Origin of the sequence: Pseudomonas sp. HOU2 (assembly GCF_040729435.1) — a bacterium.
Taxonomy (GTDB): Bacteria; Pseudomonadota; Gammaproteobacteria; order Pseudomonadales; family Pseudomonadaceae; genus Aquipseudomonas.
Map to the genome: position 1 here is coordinate 839,652 of NZ_CP160398.1, position 14,906 is coordinate 854,557.

At 61.5% G+C, this 14,906-nt stretch carries 16 protein-coding genes; 8 read left to right on the top strand and 8 right to left on the bottom strand.

The window, feature by feature from the left end:
- Positions 1–16: 16 nt before the first annotated feature.
- Positions 17–796, bottom strand: coding sequence for a LuxR C-terminal-related transcriptional regulator (locus ABV589_RS03555; RefSeq protein WP_367084909.1), 780 nt, complete (start codon positions 794–796; stop codon positions 17–19).
- Positions 797–907: 111 nt separating this feature from the next.
- Here ABV589_RS03555 and ABV589_RS03560 point away from each other — a divergent pair, with 111 nt between their 5' ends.
- Both ABV589_RS03560 and ABV589_RS03565 read left to right on the top strand, forming a co-directional pair.
- Positions 908–2,023, top strand: a complete 1,116-nt coding sequence (locus ABV589_RS03560) for a polyamine ABC transporter substrate-binding protein (protein ID WP_367084910.1) — start codon at positions 908–910, stop codon at positions 2,021–2,023.
- Positions 2,024–2,186: 163 nt separating this feature from the next.
- Positions 2,187–3,305, top strand: a complete 1,119-nt coding sequence (locus ABV589_RS03565) for a P1 family peptidase (RefSeq protein ID WP_367084912.1) — start codon at positions 2,187–2,189, stop codon at positions 3,303–3,305.
- 91 nt (positions 3,306–3,396) lie between these two features.
- Here ABV589_RS03565 and ABV589_RS03570 read toward each other — a convergent pair whose 3' ends face one another.
- Positions 3,397–3,984: an NAD(P)H-dependent oxidoreductase gene (locus ABV589_RS03570; protein WP_367084914.1), complete on the bottom strand. Its 588-nt coding sequence runs from the start codon at positions 3,982–3,984 to the stop codon at positions 3,397–3,399.
- An 86-nt stretch (positions 3,985–4,070) separates the two neighbouring features.
- Between ABV589_RS03570 and ABV589_RS03575 the strand changes: the two genes are divergently transcribed.
- Positions 4,071–4,709 carry a TetR/AcrR family transcriptional regulator gene (locus ABV589_RS03575; protein WP_367086167.1) on the top strand — a complete coding sequence of 213 codons (639 nt, stop codon included), beginning with the start codon at positions 4,071–4,073 and terminating at the stop codon, positions 4,707–4,709.
- Between the two features lie 192 nt (positions 4,710–4,901).
- On the opposite strand, the gene ABV589_RS03580 is transcribed toward ABV589_RS03575, so the two are convergent.
- The gene (locus ABV589_RS03580; protein WP_367084916.1) at positions 4,902–5,588 is read right to left on the bottom strand and encodes a GNAT family N-acetyltransferase; all 687 of its coding nucleotides are present in this window, start codon (positions 5,586–5,588) and stop codon (positions 4,902–4,904) included.
- Positions 5,589–5,830: 242 nt separating this feature from the next.
- On the opposite strand from ABV589_RS03580, the gene ABV589_RS03585 reads away from it, so the two are divergent.
- Positions 5,831–6,154 (top strand): YXWGXW repeat-containing protein, encoded by a 324-nt coding sequence (locus ABV589_RS03585; protein WP_367084918.1) that lies wholly within the window; start codon positions 5,831–5,833, stop codon positions 6,152–6,154.
- Positions 6,155–6,195: 41 nt separating this feature from the next.
- Entirely contained in the window at positions 6,196–6,408 is a 213-nt protein-coding gene (locus ABV589_RS03590; protein ID WP_367084920.1) for a hypothetical protein, read from the top strand.
- A gap of 15 nt (positions 6,409–6,423) precedes the next feature.
- Here the strand turns inward: ABV589_RS03590 and ABV589_RS03595 are convergent, their stop codons facing one another.
- Positions 6,424–6,984 (bottom strand): YceI family protein, encoded by a 561-nt coding sequence (locus ABV589_RS03595; protein WP_367084921.1) that lies wholly within the window; start codon positions 6,982–6,984, stop codon positions 6,424–6,426.
- Between the two features lie 98 nt (positions 6,985–7,082).
- The gene (locus ABV589_RS03600) at positions 7,083–8,441 is read right to left on the bottom strand and encodes an MATE family efflux transporter (RefSeq protein ID WP_367084923.1); all 1,359 of its coding nucleotides are present in this window, start codon (positions 8,439–8,441) and stop codon (positions 7,083–7,085) included.
- Between the two features lie 126 nt (positions 8,442–8,567).
- Here ABV589_RS03600 and ABV589_RS03605 point away from each other — a divergent pair, with 126 nt between their 5' ends.
- The 3 genes from ABV589_RS03605 to ABV589_RS03615 all read left to right on the top strand — a co-directional run bounded on the left by ABV589_RS03605 (position 8,568) and on the right by ABV589_RS03615 (position 11,535).
- Entirely contained in the window at positions 8,568–9,137 is a 570-nt protein-coding gene (locus ABV589_RS03605) for a chorismate mutase (RefSeq protein ID WP_367084925.1), read from the top strand.
- A gap of 124 nt (positions 9,138–9,261) precedes the next feature.
- Positions 9,262–9,663: a hypothetical protein gene (locus ABV589_RS03610; RefSeq protein WP_367084927.1), complete on the top strand. Its 402-nt coding sequence runs from the start codon at positions 9,262–9,264 to the stop codon at positions 9,661–9,663.
- Positions 9,664–9,891: 228 nt separating this feature from the next.
- Positions 9,892–11,535, top strand: coding sequence for a diguanylate cyclase (locus ABV589_RS03615; RefSeq protein ID WP_367084929.1), 1,644 nt, complete (start codon positions 9,892–9,894; stop codon positions 11,533–11,535).
- A gap of 49 nt (positions 11,536–11,584) precedes the next feature.
- On the opposite strand, the gene ABV589_RS03620 is transcribed toward ABV589_RS03615, so the two are convergent.
- The 3 genes from ABV589_RS03620 to ABV589_RS03630 form a co-directional block, all read right to left on the bottom strand.
- The gene (locus ABV589_RS03620) at positions 11,585–12,280 is read right to left on the bottom strand and encodes a hypothetical protein (RefSeq protein ID WP_367084930.1); all 696 of its coding nucleotides are present in this window, start codon (positions 12,278–12,280) and stop codon (positions 11,585–11,587) included.
- A 117-nt stretch (positions 12,281–12,397) separates the two neighbouring features.
- On the bottom strand, positions 12,398–13,483 hold the full coding sequence (locus ABV589_RS03625) for a polyamine ABC transporter substrate-binding protein (RefSeq protein ID WP_367084932.1): 1,086 nt from the start codon (positions 13,481–13,483) through the stop codon (positions 12,398–12,400).
- Positions 13,484–13,534: 51 nt separating this feature from the next.
- Positions 13,535–14,836 (bottom strand): FAD-binding oxidoreductase, encoded by a 1,302-nt coding sequence (locus ABV589_RS03630; protein ID WP_367084933.1) that lies wholly within the window; start codon positions 14,834–14,836, stop codon positions 13,535–13,537.
- Positions 14,837–14,906: the final 70 nt, after the last annotated feature.

The window sequence follows — 14,906 nt, forward strand, 5'->3', positions numbered from 1 at the left end:
AGGGATTTGTGGTGATTCAGGCAGGGGGTGGGCGAAGCACCAGCGCGAACAACTCGCCATGCCCGTTCACATTGAGCTTATGATAGAGATTGCGCCGATGCACCTTCACCGTCTCCGGCGATATGCCCATTTGCTGGGCAATGGCCTTGCTCGAGAAGCCCTGCAGGATCAGGCGCGCGGTGTCGACTTCACGGGTGGTCAGGCGCGCATCGAAGCGGTCGAGCAGCGTTGCCAGATCCCCCGCCACCGGCTCGGTGCCAGCGCCTTGCGGCGGCAACAGCTGCACATGACGACGCATCGCCGCCAACACCCAGTCGCGCACACAGAGCAAACGGCCCTGCTCGGCCAGATCGAAAGCCGACGCGCGCCCGAGTGACAGGCCCAGTACGCCGCCCTCGACGTTGATCATGAACTGCAATTCGTCCTCACCGACCACCGAACGAAAATAGCTCTGGTAATACTCGCTGTGCAGGAACTGGTCCGGCGCCACCGAGGCCAGACTGTGCAGGCCATCGGCGATGCCGGTCGAGGCGGTTTGATAGAACGGATCGAGCAAATACATCCCGGCGCTGTAGCTGGCCAGTTCTTCCTGCTCATCGGCGCGGCCCTTGCTGTCGAAGTCGATCAGCAATCGCGGTGCCTGCCCCGCCTTCATCAGCGCCACCAGCGCGTTGTCCAGCGGCACCAGCAGCCGCAGCGTGTCGACCAGCGCGCGCCAGAAAGCGTCCTGGCCGACGGCGGCGAACACTCGCGCCAGACTCTGATGCACCGGCAACTCCTGCAACAACGCGTCCACGCTCTACCCCTTTTGAGTAACCCATGATGGGAATGGGTCAGGCGTGCCCGCCCCGATAGGCTGAGCACTCCTGTCAATCACCGGCCTGCCGCAGGCCAGGAGTGCCGCATCATGCGTTGTCGTCGTGGCTATATCAACCGGGGCATCAACCTAGGCCTGCTCGCCTGTTTTGGCATCGCATCCGCCGCCAGTGCCGCCGATGCGCCGAGCGTGCACGTCTACAACTGGTACGACTACATCGGCCCCACCACCCTGGCCGACTTCAAGCGCGACAGCGGCATTCAGCCGGTTTACGACACCTTCGACAGCGCCGAGGTGCTCGAAGGTAAATTGCTGACCAGCCGCAGCGGTTACGACGTGGTGGTGGCGAGCAACTACAGCCTGCCGACGCTGATCAAGGCCGGCGCCCTCGCCCCGCTGCCCCGCGATCAATTGCCGGGCTGGAACAATCTGGACAACGACCTGCTGAGCAAACTGGCCCACAACGACCCTGGCAATCAATACGCCGTGCCGTATCTGTGGGGCACCAACGGCATCGGCTACAACGTCGACAAGGTGCGTGCCGCGCTCGGCGACAAGGCGCCGCTGGATTCCTGGGATCTGCTGTTCAAGGAAGAGAACCTCGCCAAGCTTGGCCAGTGCGGGGTGGCGATGCTCGACTCGCCGTCGGAGATGCTCCCGGTAGCCCTGCACTACCTCGGATTACCGCCCAACAGCACCAACCCCGAGGACTATCAGAAAGCCGAAGCGTTGCTGCTCAAACTGCGCCCGCACATTGCCTACTTCAACTCGTCGAAATTCATCAGTGACCTGTCCAACGGCAACATCTGCGTGGCGGTCGGCTGGTCCGGCGCGATGCTCGAAGCCAAGACCAATGCCGAGCAGGCGCACAACGGCGTGAAGATCGCCTACAGCCTGCCCAAGGAAGGCGCGCCAGTGTGGTTCGACACGCTGGTGCTGCTCAAGGACGCGCCGAACCGCGCTCAGGGCCTGGCGTTCATCGACTACCTGTTGCGCCCGCAAGTGATCGCGCCGATCAGTGATCACCTGACCTATCCCAACGGCAACCGCGCCGCGACCCCGCTGGTGGCCGAGGCCACGCGCAATAACCCCGCGGTTTACCCGACCGCTGCGGCGATGGCGACCTTGTACACCCTTGAACCGCTGCCCAAAGCCATCGAGCGGGTGCGCACGCGGGTGTGGAGCAAGGTCAAGAACGGCCAGTAACCCCAACACATTTCCCTGTGGGAGCGAGCTTGCTCGCGAATGCGTCGGGTCAGTCAACATCTCCTTTGAATGACACACCGCATTCGCGGGCAAGCCACGCTCCCACAGGGTTTTGTGTTCAGCCCCGCTCATTCATTTCTGCCTTGTTATAGAGAGACAACCCATGAAACCCCGTGCCCGTGACCTCAACATCCACATCGGCCAGCTGCAACCCGGCCCGCTCAACGCCATCACCGATGTCCCCGGCGTGCGCGTCGGCCACAGCAACGTGCGTGGACGCAGCGACAGCGGGCGCGATATCTGCACCGGCGTGACCGTGATCGAACCGCGCCGTGGCTCGACCAACCAACAACCGTGTTTCGCCGGGGTGCATGTGCTCAACGGCAATGGCGACGCCACCGGCCTTGAGTGGATTCGTGAAGCCGGGCTGCTGACCAGTCCCATCGCCTTCACCAACACCCACAGCCTCGGCGTCGTGCGCGATGCGTTGATTGCGCTGGATCGCCAACAGCAACCGGACGACGGGCGCCTCTACTGGAACATGCCGGTGGTGCTGGAGACCTTCGATGGTCTGCTCAACGACATCAATGGTTTTCACGTCAAGCCCGAGCATGTCGCCGAGGCGCTGAGTGCCGCGCATGACGGCGCCGTTGAGGAAGGTGCAGTGGGTGGCGGCAGCGGCATGATCTGCCATGAATTCAAGGGTGGCATCGGCAGCGCCTCACGGCGGTTGAGCAGCGCTCAGGGTGGCTGGACGGTGGGCGCAATCGTCCAGGCCAACCACGGTATTCGTAGCGAGTTGCGGGTCGACGGTTATCCGGTGGGTCGCTACATGGAACAAGTGGATTCGCCGTTCCTGCGTGCTGCGCTGCCGCATCCGGGCATGGGTTCGATCGTGGTCTGCCTTGCCACCGATGCGCCACTGCTGCCGCATCAATGCACGCGTCTCGCGCAACGCGCCAGCCTCGGCCTGGCGCGCAGCGGCGGTGGTAACGAAGACCACAGCGGCGACATCTTCATCGCCTTCGCCACCGGCAACCAACACGTCCCGCCCGCCGCGTACGAAGGCAAAGGCGCGCCGACCTGCGACAGCTTGCGCATGGTCAACAACGACCACATCAGTGAGCTGTTCCTCGCCGCCACCGAAGCGGTGGAAGAAGCGATCATCAATGCACTGCTCGCCAGCGAGAGCACCAAGGGCAACGGGCATGCAGTGCCGGGGCTGGATTCAGAAACGCTGCTCGCCTCCCTCGCCAGGGCCGGCTGGCCCGGCTCCCGCTGACCTGTAGGAGCTGCGGCACGCTGCGATCTTTTGATCTTGCATTCAAAAATCAACAGATCGCAGCCTTCGGCAGCTCCTACAGGGGTGCGACTCAGGTGAACATCTGGGCGCCGAGGTGCCGCGCCGTCTGCAGATGTTCCTGCGGGTCACGCACTTCCGATTCCACCATCAGCGTCGAACTGACCACCGTCGCCCCGCAGTAATCGAAAATCCCGTGCTCGATCTGCGCCTTCATCGCCGGCCCGTAACCGTGACGCTCGTAGGCGCGCTCATCCGCGCCGGCGAGGCCGACCAGATGCACGCGCAGGCGCTGCAGCTTCTTCACATGCTTGAGGTCGCCGGCGAAATCAAACGCCCAGCCATTGCTGAACACTCGATCGATCCAGCCCTTGAGCAGCGCCGGCATCGACCACCAGTACACCGGGAATACCAGCACCAGCGCGTCGGCTCGATCAATCCGTGCCTGCTCCGCCAGCACGTCGGCGGGTGGTTGTGCTTCACGGTGATGCACGGCGAAATCCGCCGCGTCGAACACCGGCTGAAAACCCTCCGCGTACAAATCGGCGATCTCATGGGTGTTGGCCGAATCGGCGCGGGTCAGGCCTTGGGCAATCTGCGTCGCCACGCTGTGGGTCAGCGAACGCGGCTCGTGATGCGCCACAACAATCAATGCATGCATGGGAATTCTCCTGTAAGTTTGCGCTGACCAAGGGCTATGTACTCTTGGTAAGTTACGAACAGTAAGTTACGTTTGGTATATTAATGATGTCAACCACTGAAATGACCGAAGCCGATTCCCCTGCCCAACCGCGCCGTCGTCTGTCGCGCGAAGATCGCAATCGCCAGTTGCTCGATGTTGCCTGGCAGATCATTCGCGCCGAGGGCACCGATGCGCTGACTTTGGGTTATCTGGCGGAGAAGGCCGGGGTGACCAAACCGGTGGTCTACGACCACTTCACCACCCGCTCGGGCCTGCTCGCGGCGCTGTACCGGGATTTCGATACGCGCCAGACGGCAGTTATGGACGCCGCCATCGACAATTGCCCGCCGACGCTGATCGATACCGCGACGGTGATCGCCACGGCGTATGTCGATTGCGTGTTATTGCAGGGCAACGAGATTCCGGGGGTGATTGCGGCGCTGGGCAGCACGCCGGAGCTGGAGAAGATCAAGCGCGATTACGAAGTGATCTTCCTCGAAAAGTGCCGCAGCGTATTGCAACCGCTGGCGGCTGGCGGTGAAATCACCCAAGCCGGTTTGCGCGCCATGCTCGGTGCCGCCGAGGCGTTGTCGAATGCCGCCGCCAGCGCTGAAATCAGTGCCGGGCAAGCGAAGGACGAATTGTTCGCCACCATCATCGCCATGGTGGAACGGGCCGCCGCCCGTGCGACTAGTGGTACTTGAGTCGGACCCTGCGCGTTCCCATGATGAAGGTACGCGGTCGCTTCACTCCTGAGCGGCGGCGTAGGGAACGGGTGTTCTGAACCCCCAATCAAGCCCGTTCCTTGTTTCATGCGCAGCTTGAGCCTCGTGGGCTCTACTTCTCCCCATCAAAGAGCCTTGAGGCTCTTTTTTTGTCTGTTTTTTGCACCGGGATCAGTGCAGTGTCAGGCGCTGACGGACAAACTCTTCGACGTGCCGGGTCGTTTGATCCAGATGCCGGTCGCGCTGTTTCTCGGCATCGAGCATCGCGCGCTTGCCATTTTTCTGCAGCAGGTACGTGTGGATCTGCTGCACTTCCAGCGAGCGATAGATCGGCGTGGTGTCGATAAAACCGCGCAGGCCGTTGCTGCGGTAATGCCGGGTGCTCATCAGCACCTGGGTTTCGCGCGCACCGATCACTTCGAAGCCCAGCGCCTCGAAGTACGGCACCTTGCCGACACTGCAGGTCAGCTCCGCATGCGGATAACGGCTGACCATCTCGCCGATCATCGCCCGCGCCACACCCTGTCGCCGATGCCCTTCGCGTACCGCCATGTAGGCGACGCTGCAGGCCTCCCAATCGCCTTGCACCGGCAGGTACAAGAGGAAACCGGTGACCTGCTCCGGGTCGTTCTCGGCCGTCGCCACCAGCAATTCCACCTCGGTGCCCTTCTCGCCGTTCAGCGCTTCCAGATACAGATGCACCTCATAACCGACCGCGTACTGATAGACGTTGTACAGCAGATTGCTCGGGCCGAGACCGACCGCGCTGATGTCGGTCAGGTAATCGACCACCAGTTGCAGAATCTGGCTGTTGACGCTTTCGGGGCATGGGGTTTTGTAGTGGGTGATGCGTGGCATGACAGCTGAACTCCGGCGGAAAACCGCGACATCATACCCCGTCCCGCCACCCGCTTTATGCAGGAGCTGCCGCAGGCGGCGATCTTTTGATTTTTAAAAACAAGATCAAAAGATCGCAGCCTGCGGCAGCTCCTACAGGAAAGTGGAGAAAATTTCATCTGCTGCACAGCGGATCTTTTGCCGATCTGGCGTCCAATTCTGCAACTGCGTTCTCTTTTTTACGCAGGCCTTGAGGAGTTGTCATGAGCGTGTTGCGTTCACTGTTCAAATGGCGAAAGGCCCTGCTGCTGGTGCCGATGACCCTGGCCGCATTGGCCAGTGCGCCAGTGTTTGCCCAGCAAGTGGTGATCGTTCAGCAAGCCCCGCCGCCGATGCGCATGGAAGTGATGCCCGGGCCGCGTCCCGGTTATGTCTGGGATCAGGGACACTGGCGCTGGGAAGGACGCGGTTATGTGTGGATGCCGGGGCATTGGCAACCGGTGCGCCACGGCGCGCATTGGCGGCCCGGCCACTGGCAGGCACGCGGGCCGAACTGGTTCTGGGTTGAAGGGCGCTGGGTGCGCTGATTGCCCGTCGACCTGCACACTTCTTCTATAGGGAACACCCCATGTCCAGAAGCGTTAAAGCCTTGCTCGTCGCCTCGCTGGTGGCCATCACCCTGTCCGGGTGCGTCGTCGCCCCCGCCCGGCCGCGCCGGCCACCGCCACCGGTGGAAGTCGTACCGGTGATGCCTGCGCCGGGCTATCACTGGGTCGCCGGGCATTACCGCTGGGGCGGCAACGAATGGCGCTGGGTGCCGGGGCACTGGCGCGCGTATTGATTGCCAGCGGTGGCGTCACTGCTGTGGCGCCACTACCTTGAACTTGATCGCGATGTCGTTGGACACCACGGTATCCGCCCACTCCCCCGCACCGAGCCCGAACTGGTCACGCTTGAGGACCAGTTCGCCGTCGAAAATGCCGATCGCGCTGTCCGGTTTCAGCTCGACCGGCACCTCCACTTCGCGGGTGATGCCCTTGAGGGTCAGACGTCCGGCGATCAGATAGTGATCGTCCGTCACCCGGCTGAAACGGCTGGATTCAAATACCGCCACTGGAAAGCGCTGGGTATCGAACCACGCCGGCTTCACCAGCTCGGTGTTGGCGTCCTCGCTGCCGGCGTCGATGCTGTTGAGGTCGATGTGCAACGTGGTGTGGGCGCTGGCGAGGTTGTCGCTGTCGAACCGCAGCGTCGCGTCGAACTTGCCGAAGGTGCCATAAACCTGATTGCCAAATTGCTTGTAAATGAAGCTGATCTTGCTGGCGGTAGTGTTGACACGGTTGTATTCAGCGGCATGCGTGCAGGTCATGACGAACAGGCTGGTAAACACTGCCACAGCGGTGAATCGGGCACGCATGGGATTCTCCGGACAGGGCAAACCTTCAAGGCCTCGTTTGACTTAAGCAAACAACCCGCGGTTGCGCCATGTCATTTGTCTGCCGGTGTGGCTCAGGCTCAGACCAGCCGCTCGATCTTCTGATGCTGCCAGACCAGCTTGTAATACAGCGTCTGCAATACCAGCATGCCCAGATACGCCACCGGAAACGCCATCCACACACCCTGCAAACCGTACTGCCCGTCCAGCCAGTAAGCCGCCGGCAACTGCACGCCGACCACGCAGACAATCGCGATAACGACCGGCACCAGCACCGTACCGCTGGCGCGCATGATGCCGCCGATGATCGCCTGGAAGCCGAACACCAGCAGGCTCCACAACATGATGTGCAGCAAGTGCTCAGCCATCGCCCGGGTCGAATCTTCGGTCAGGAACAGTCCCAGCAACCAGTGCGACAACAGGTAACCGAGCACGATCAAACCGCCGGTCAGGCACACGTTGATCAACAGCCCGGTGCGCAGGATCGCTCCCAGGCGTTGCAGTTGCCCGGCACCAATGGCCTGGGCGCCGAGGATCGACGCGGTGATGGCAATCGACAGCGCCGGAAACTGCACGTAGTTGACGATCTGCGTCACCGCGCCATAGGCCGCCGTCGCCTGCGAGCCGTGCTGGTTGACCAGCGCCAGAATCACCAGCTCCGACAGCGACAACACGATCATCTGCACCCCGGTCGGCAGGCCGATGCGCAGCACCTTGCCGAGGATCGCCGCATCCAGCCGCAGTGCCGCGAAGAACTCACGGTCCGGCGCCAGCGGATGGCGCTTGCGAATCAGCCGCCAGGCCAGCCACGCCATCGCCGACAGGTTACCGGCAAGCCCGGCGAAGGCGGCACTTTGAATGCCCAACTGGGGCAAACCGAACCAGCCACGGATCAGCGCCGGGGTCAGCGCCAGCCCGACCGAGGTCGACACGATCAGCGCCAACAGTGGCGACACGGTGTCGCTGACCCCGCGCAGTAATTGCGTGAACAGCACAAACACCAGCATCGACGGCAGAATCCACATCATCACGTGCGCATACGCCACCGCGTCGTCCAGCACATCCGCCGGCGTCCCCAGCCCCTGCAAGGCCTGCCGCGCAAACACACTGCCCAGCACCGCCGCGAGCAAACCGATCAACACCCCCAGCAACAGCGTTGCCCCGGCGATCGCCTTGACCATGTGCGCCTCACGCGCGCCCCACGCCTGGCCGATCAACACCCCGGCGCCCGCGCCCAGGCCGATCACCAGCGCGATGAAGAAAAAGATGATCGGGAACATCCCCGACACCGCCGCCAACGCCTGCGTCCCGAGCATCTGCCCGATGTAGATACTGTTGACCGTGCCCGACATCGATTGCAGGAAGTTGGACAGCACCATCGGCGCGAGGAACAGCAGGTAGGTTTGCCAGAGGGGTTTGCTGATGGCGGGGGTTTGCATTGAGGATCGGTCTCGGGGTGGGAGATGCGAGGGATATTACGCTAGATGGGCGAGTTAAAGTCGGTCGACATCACCTCCGCTCAAGGCTTAAATGTCGGCACTATTTTCCGTGGAACGCGCCTGCCCATGACCCCATTGCGAAATGCCCTGACCTGTTCCCTGCTGGTGGTTTTCAGCCACATTGCCGGCGCGGCCGAGGCCCCTGCCCCCGCCCAATCGTTGCGTTCGTTGCTGACAACCTTGAACGAACGCCTGAATATCGGCGACCTGGTGGCGCTGACCAAATGGGACAGCGGCAAGCCGATTCAGGACAGCCCGCGCGAAGCCCAGGTCATCGCCAATGCCCGCACCCTGGCGACCGAACATCAGCTTGACCCCGAAGAGGTGGCCCAGTTGATCGCCGCACAGATGGAGGCGAACAAACTGGTGCAGTACGGATTGCTTGCGCAATGGCAGGCGGCCGGTGCGGCGCCGGACACCCCGCGACCGGATCTGGCGAAGCAGATTCGTCCGCGCCTGGACGAGTTGCAAACCCGCCTGCTGCAACAGTACGCCGACTTCGCGCCGCATCGCCGCGACCCGAATTGCCCGGTCTGGCTGGCCAAGGCCCGGCAGGGCCTGACCCACGATGCACTGCATGATCTGGCCCTGATCCGCGCCACCGGGGAGCTGTGCATTCGGGCACAGAAGCTCTAGATCAGCCGTTGCGGCACACATCGCTGGCGTCGATAGTCACCATCACGTCAATGAAGTTCTCATACAAAATCCGCGGCGTAACATCAGCTCCATACCAACCCAATACACCCCGGAGCACACGATCATGAAACGCCAGACCATCCTCGGCATCGCTTTCTCGGTTCTCGCAGTTAACGCTTTTGTAGCAACGCCCGCGCATACCCTGGTCGCTGAAGGCGGCTCGGACAAGTTGATTGAAAGCCGTTTGGCTGAAGGTGGTTCTGATCGTCTGCTGGAACGCCGTGTGGCCGAAGGTGGCTCGGATCGTTTGCAAGAACGTCGCGTGGTTGAAGGTGGCTCGGATCGTCTGCTGGAACGTCGCGTTGCCGAAGGTGGCTCGGATCGTTTGCAAGAACGCCGCGTGGCTGAAGGTGGCTCGGATCGTTTGCAGGAACGCCGCGTGGCTGAAGGTGGTTCGGATCGTTTGCAGGAACGCCGCGTTGCCGAAGGTGGCTCGGATCGTCTGATCGAAAGCCGCAACGCATGAAACAACGGTTTTGAAGCAGTCAAACAAAGCCCGGCCTGATCAGCCGGGCTTTTTCATTTCATCGTTTGCAGGCGTGGTTCTTTTCAACAATCAGCGTCAGAAAGGATCTTGCCCTATAGAGCATCCGGGGAAACTTCCGACGATGCTTAACCGAAGCGACCGACTGGCAGCCCGACGCTTAATGCGCATACCATGCGGCCACAACTTCCAAACAGAATTTGCCTGCCCATGCTCAAAGCCAGTCTGCGAAGCCACCTGACCCTCTGGTTCGCCGGTTTGTCCCTGCTGACCCTGGTGAGCGTCGGCTTCTATGTCGGGCATATCGCCACCGAACAGATGAAGCAGGCCAGCGGCAATGCCCTGCTCAATACCGCGCGCTCGGCGGCGACGTTGCTCGGTGACCAGTTGCGCGAGCGCCAGCTGGAGGTCTACCTGCTCAGCCGTGCGCCGCATCTGGAGCGTGGCGATCTCGACAACCCGGCGATTCTCAAATCGATGCAACTGCGCACCCAGGCCCGTGCCGAGTATGCCTGGATGGGCGTGACCGATGCGGATGGCAATGTGCATCAAGCGGTCAATGATCTGCTGGTCGGGCAATCGGTGCAGCAGCGGCCATGGTTCCAGGCTGGCCTGCGCGGTGAGTACACCGGTGATCCGCACGAAGCGGTGTTGCTGGCCAAACTGCTACCGCGAACACCCAACGGCGAACCGCTGCGTTTCATCGACTTCGCCGCCCCGATCCGCAACGCCGACGGTCAGGTAATTGGCGTGCTGGGGGCGCACGCGCACTGGAGCTGGGTCACGCGCATCGTCGAGTCGGCAGCGTTCTCGCATAAAAATGCGTCGCCGGATATCGAAGCGCTGATCATTGATCACGACGGCAAGGTGCTGTATCCGGAAGCCTTGATGGGCCAACAACTGGCGGTGAATGATTCGAAGTTTCCGGGCTGGTCGGTCGGCAACGGTTACCTGACCAGCATGGTCACCGTACCGACGCCTTCGAGTACCGCGCTGTCCTGGTCGATTGCCGTGCGCCAGCCACTGGACACTGCTTTGGAGCCGGCACACCTGCTGCTCTATAAATTGTTAATGCTGGGTGTAGCCGCCGCAGTGGCGTTCGGGCTGGTGGCGTATTACCTGGCGCAGTACCTGAGCCGGCCGATCGAGCAACTCGCGCACTCGGCCAAACAGGTGCAGAACCAGCAGCCCGGCGTACACTTTCCGCTGCAGCACCCGGTACGGGAAATCGCCCAGCTTGGGCAGTCGATCGACGCCATGACCCGATCGCTGCTGGCCAAGGAGCGCGAACTGCAGGAAGCCAACGCCTCGCTGGAAGCCACCGTCGCCCAGCGCACCGCCGCATTGATGCAAGCCAATGCCGAACTGTTGAGTCTGGCGACCCACGATGCCCTGACCGGCGTCTTCAACCGCCGCCGCTTCGATGAAAAACTCAGCGAATACAGCCTGCTGTTCCGCCGTACCGGACGACCGTTTGCCCTGCTGCTGATCGACGCCGATCACTTCAAGCGCGTCAACGACACCTACGGCCACGCAATCGGCGACGACGTTCTGCTACAGTTGGCGCAACTCATTCAGGTCAGCGTGCGTGCCACCGATTTCGTCGCCCGTTACGGCGGCGAGGAATTTGCCGTGCTGCTGCCGGAAGTTGCCCAGCCTGATACTCCGGAGGTGGTCGCTGAGAAAATCCGTGCCGCCGTGGCCCTAGCGCACTTCCCCAACATCGGACAAGTCACCGTGAGCATTGGCGTCGCTCTGGCCGATCCGGCGGACAACAGCCACACGATGCTGATCAAACGTGCCGATCAGCAGCTGTATCAGGCGAAAGCGGCGGGCCGTAATCAAATCGCCTGATCAGTGATCACAGCGAGGTGCAATGAGTCGAATTGTCCTCGCCGAAAAATCAAGGTTTCAAATCATCGACAAGTTTTTTCATCACCAGATCGGAAACATGGGTGAACGCCGTGCGCAATGCCTCGGGATCGGTCGCATATTGCTCCGGTGTATAGGCGATGGTGTTGGCGTCGTTGAACACTGAAATGGTTTCGAAATTACGCCACACCGCAGAACCATTGCGCTTGATGGAAGCATTGGCGCCAATAACCGGGTACAGCACGGTGCTGTAGTTCTTCAGGGAAAGCCCCCACTGCATCACGAGGATTTCCACCTCGGCGTCAGCCTGCTCGCCCTCACCCACGACAGTGAAGACTCGTTCCTGCTGGATGCGTTTGACGAAACTCTGGCGGATCAACTGACTCAGGTCGATACCGTTGGCTTTCATGTTGTTCTGGATCGCTCGGGAAATATCGCCGGTCAGCACTTCGCCCGTTTTAGTGCCAGCCACGGAGCCTGCGCCCGTCAGTGCGGCTGTACCGGCAGAGGATGCACCGGCCACCATGCCGGTTGCTGCTCCGGTACCCGCGCCCAGACCTGCACTCCATGCCTGAGTCATGCTGGTGTACTGGAAATTGTCGACCGCGACAAACACCGGCAACACCTTCACGGTCTTGATCTGCTGGCGGTCTTCAGTGCTGAGGTTTTTGGTCACGCAACCAGAGAGCAATGCCAGCGCACAAACAATACCGAGAATCTTCTTCATATCAGGCAGGATCCAGAACATGGGTGACAGTCGTATCGCCCGCCATCCGCATTTCTTGAATCCCGCACGTGCTGGCGAGCCAGGCTTGCGTGCCTGACCCGGATCAAGCGAGCGAACTCAGGTATTGGTCTTCAACTTGGTCCACAACCGCGTCGACAACCGTGCAATCGCCGCCGGGAGCTCTTCCACAGTGAACAGCCGTTGCATCACTTCCCTGGGCGGGTAGATCGCCGGATCCTGTTTCACGTCCGCGTTGAGGTACTGATCCGCCGCCGCATTGGGATTGGCGTAGTGAATGCTGTTGCTGATGTTGGCCACCACTTTGGGGTCAAGCAGATAGTTCATGTAGGCGTAGCCGTTCTTTTCGTGCGGCGCGCTTTTGGGCATGACCACCATGTCGAACCACAGGGTCGTGCCTTCTTTAGGGATCGAATAGGCGATGTTGATGCCGTTTTTCGCTTCCCTGGCGCTGGCGGCGGCCTGAACGATGTCGCCGTTGAAGCCGATCACCGCGCAGACATTGCCGTTAGCGAGGTCGCTGATGTACTTCGAGGCGTGGAAGTACTGAATGTACGGGCGAATCTTCAGCAATTGCTGTTCGGCTTGTTTGTAATCCGCCGGTTCATGACTGTGTGCTGGCAAGTGCAGGTAGTTGAGCGTGATCGGCAGCACCTGGGTCGGGTTGTCGATAAACGCCACACCGCACTGACTGAGCTTCTTGATATTTTCTTCGTTGAAGAAAAAGTCCCATGACTGGGTGATATCGGTGTTGCCGAAAATCGCCTTGATCTTCTCGACGTTGTAACCGATGCCGGCGGTACCCCACATGTAGGGGTAGCCGTACTGGTTGCCGGGATCGTTCACTTCAAGTTTTTGCAGCAGCACCGGGTCGAGGTTTTTCCAGTTCGGCAGCTGCGACCGGTCAAGTTTCTGAATCGCTCCAGCCTTGATCAGTCGCGACAGAAAATGGTTCGACGGGCTGACCACGTCATAACCGGTGTTGCCGGTCATCAACTTCGACTCCAGCACTTCGTTGCTGTCGTGAATGTCGTAGGTGGTCTTGATCCCGGTGGCCTGGGTGAAATTGGCCAGAGTGTCCGGGGCGATGTAGCTGTTCCAGTTGGAGATGTTCACGGTTTCGTCGGCACAAGCGGCCGTGCTGGCCGCGAGCAGGACTGCCAGGGAAAGTGGGTGAATGCGCATGGTCTGTCACCTGTGTTGAGTGGCTTTTGTTGTTGTGCGGTAGGCGAAACTTCAGATTTCTGTTCTGGCCCGGACTGCCTCCACGCGCATGCGCAGCATGGCACCGATGTCGAAAAAAGGTCGCGGTGGCAACCAACCGGGTTCGGCGCGCTGCATCACCGATTGCAGCAGCGGTGAATCGACGCCCGACGCCAGTTCCGCCAGCAAGCGCCCCCACAGCGTGCCGCGCGCCACCCCGGAACCGTTGCAACCGGCGACGGCAAACACGCCCTCTTCCACCTTCTGAAAAAACGCCTGACCGCTGCGAGTCGCACTCAAATGACCGGTCCAGGTGTACTGGATGTCTTGCGCGCCGAGAAACGGAAAGCGTCGTTGCAGGCCGCGCACATGGTGTTCGCGGCGCTGCACCCGTTCGCTTTCTGACAAGTCGCGCGTACGGTATTCGGCGGTGTTGCGGATCATCACCCGCCGGTCCGGGGTCAGCCGCACCGTGGCGCCCAGCGGCCGGGTCGAGAGCACGCCCCACGGCTCGACGGCGCCGATCGCCTGAAATTCCTGATCGCTGAGCGGCCGGGTGAGACTGGCGCTGAGTTCCATCGGGAAAGTGCCACTGTCATGAATGCCGACCCGGGGAATGAATGCGTTCAGACACACCAGCACCCGCTTGGCTTCGACGCTGCCACCCACGGCGTTGGCCCGCAGCCGGCCGTGGCTGATGCGCTCCAGACCTCTGATGTCGGCGTGCTCGTAAACGCTGATATTGCCCGGCAGCGCATTGAGCAGGCCCTTCACGTATTTGCCCGGTTGCAACAGCGCATTGCCGTTGCCGCACCAGATCCCCGCCGCGTAGTGCCGGGTGCCGAGTTTTTGCGCCAGCGCATCGCTCTGGAGAAATTCTGCGCGGGCACCGAGGGCACGCAAGGTCGCCAGTTTGGCGTCGACATGGCTGAGCTTGGCGGCGTCGCTGACAGCGAAGAAATAACCGTTGTCGCGAAAGTCGCAGTCGATGGCATGTTGCGCGATGGCCTGGCGCACCGCATCGCTGGCGGCACGGGAAATCGCCGTGTCGATTTCGAACCCGGCAAAGCCTGGCGCGCCGATCAATTCACTGTCGGCCGGATGTTCGTGGGCCACGACAAACCCAGAGTTGCGCGCCGAAGCGCCCTGCGCCGCACGCTGGCGGTCAACCACCACGATCCGTGCCTGCGGGTGCATTTGTGCCAGGTTGTGCGCGGCGCTGAGGCCGGTAATGCCGCCGCCTATCACCAGCCAATCGGCTTTCTGCGCACCGCTCAGGCGACCGCGCTCCGGCGAGCTGCCGGCCTGGGCGATCCAGCCACATACGTTTTCCATTGCTGACCTCATTCGACTGTCGTTGCACGGCTTGCCTTTCACCTTTGCTCATGCGTGAATCGCATGGAGA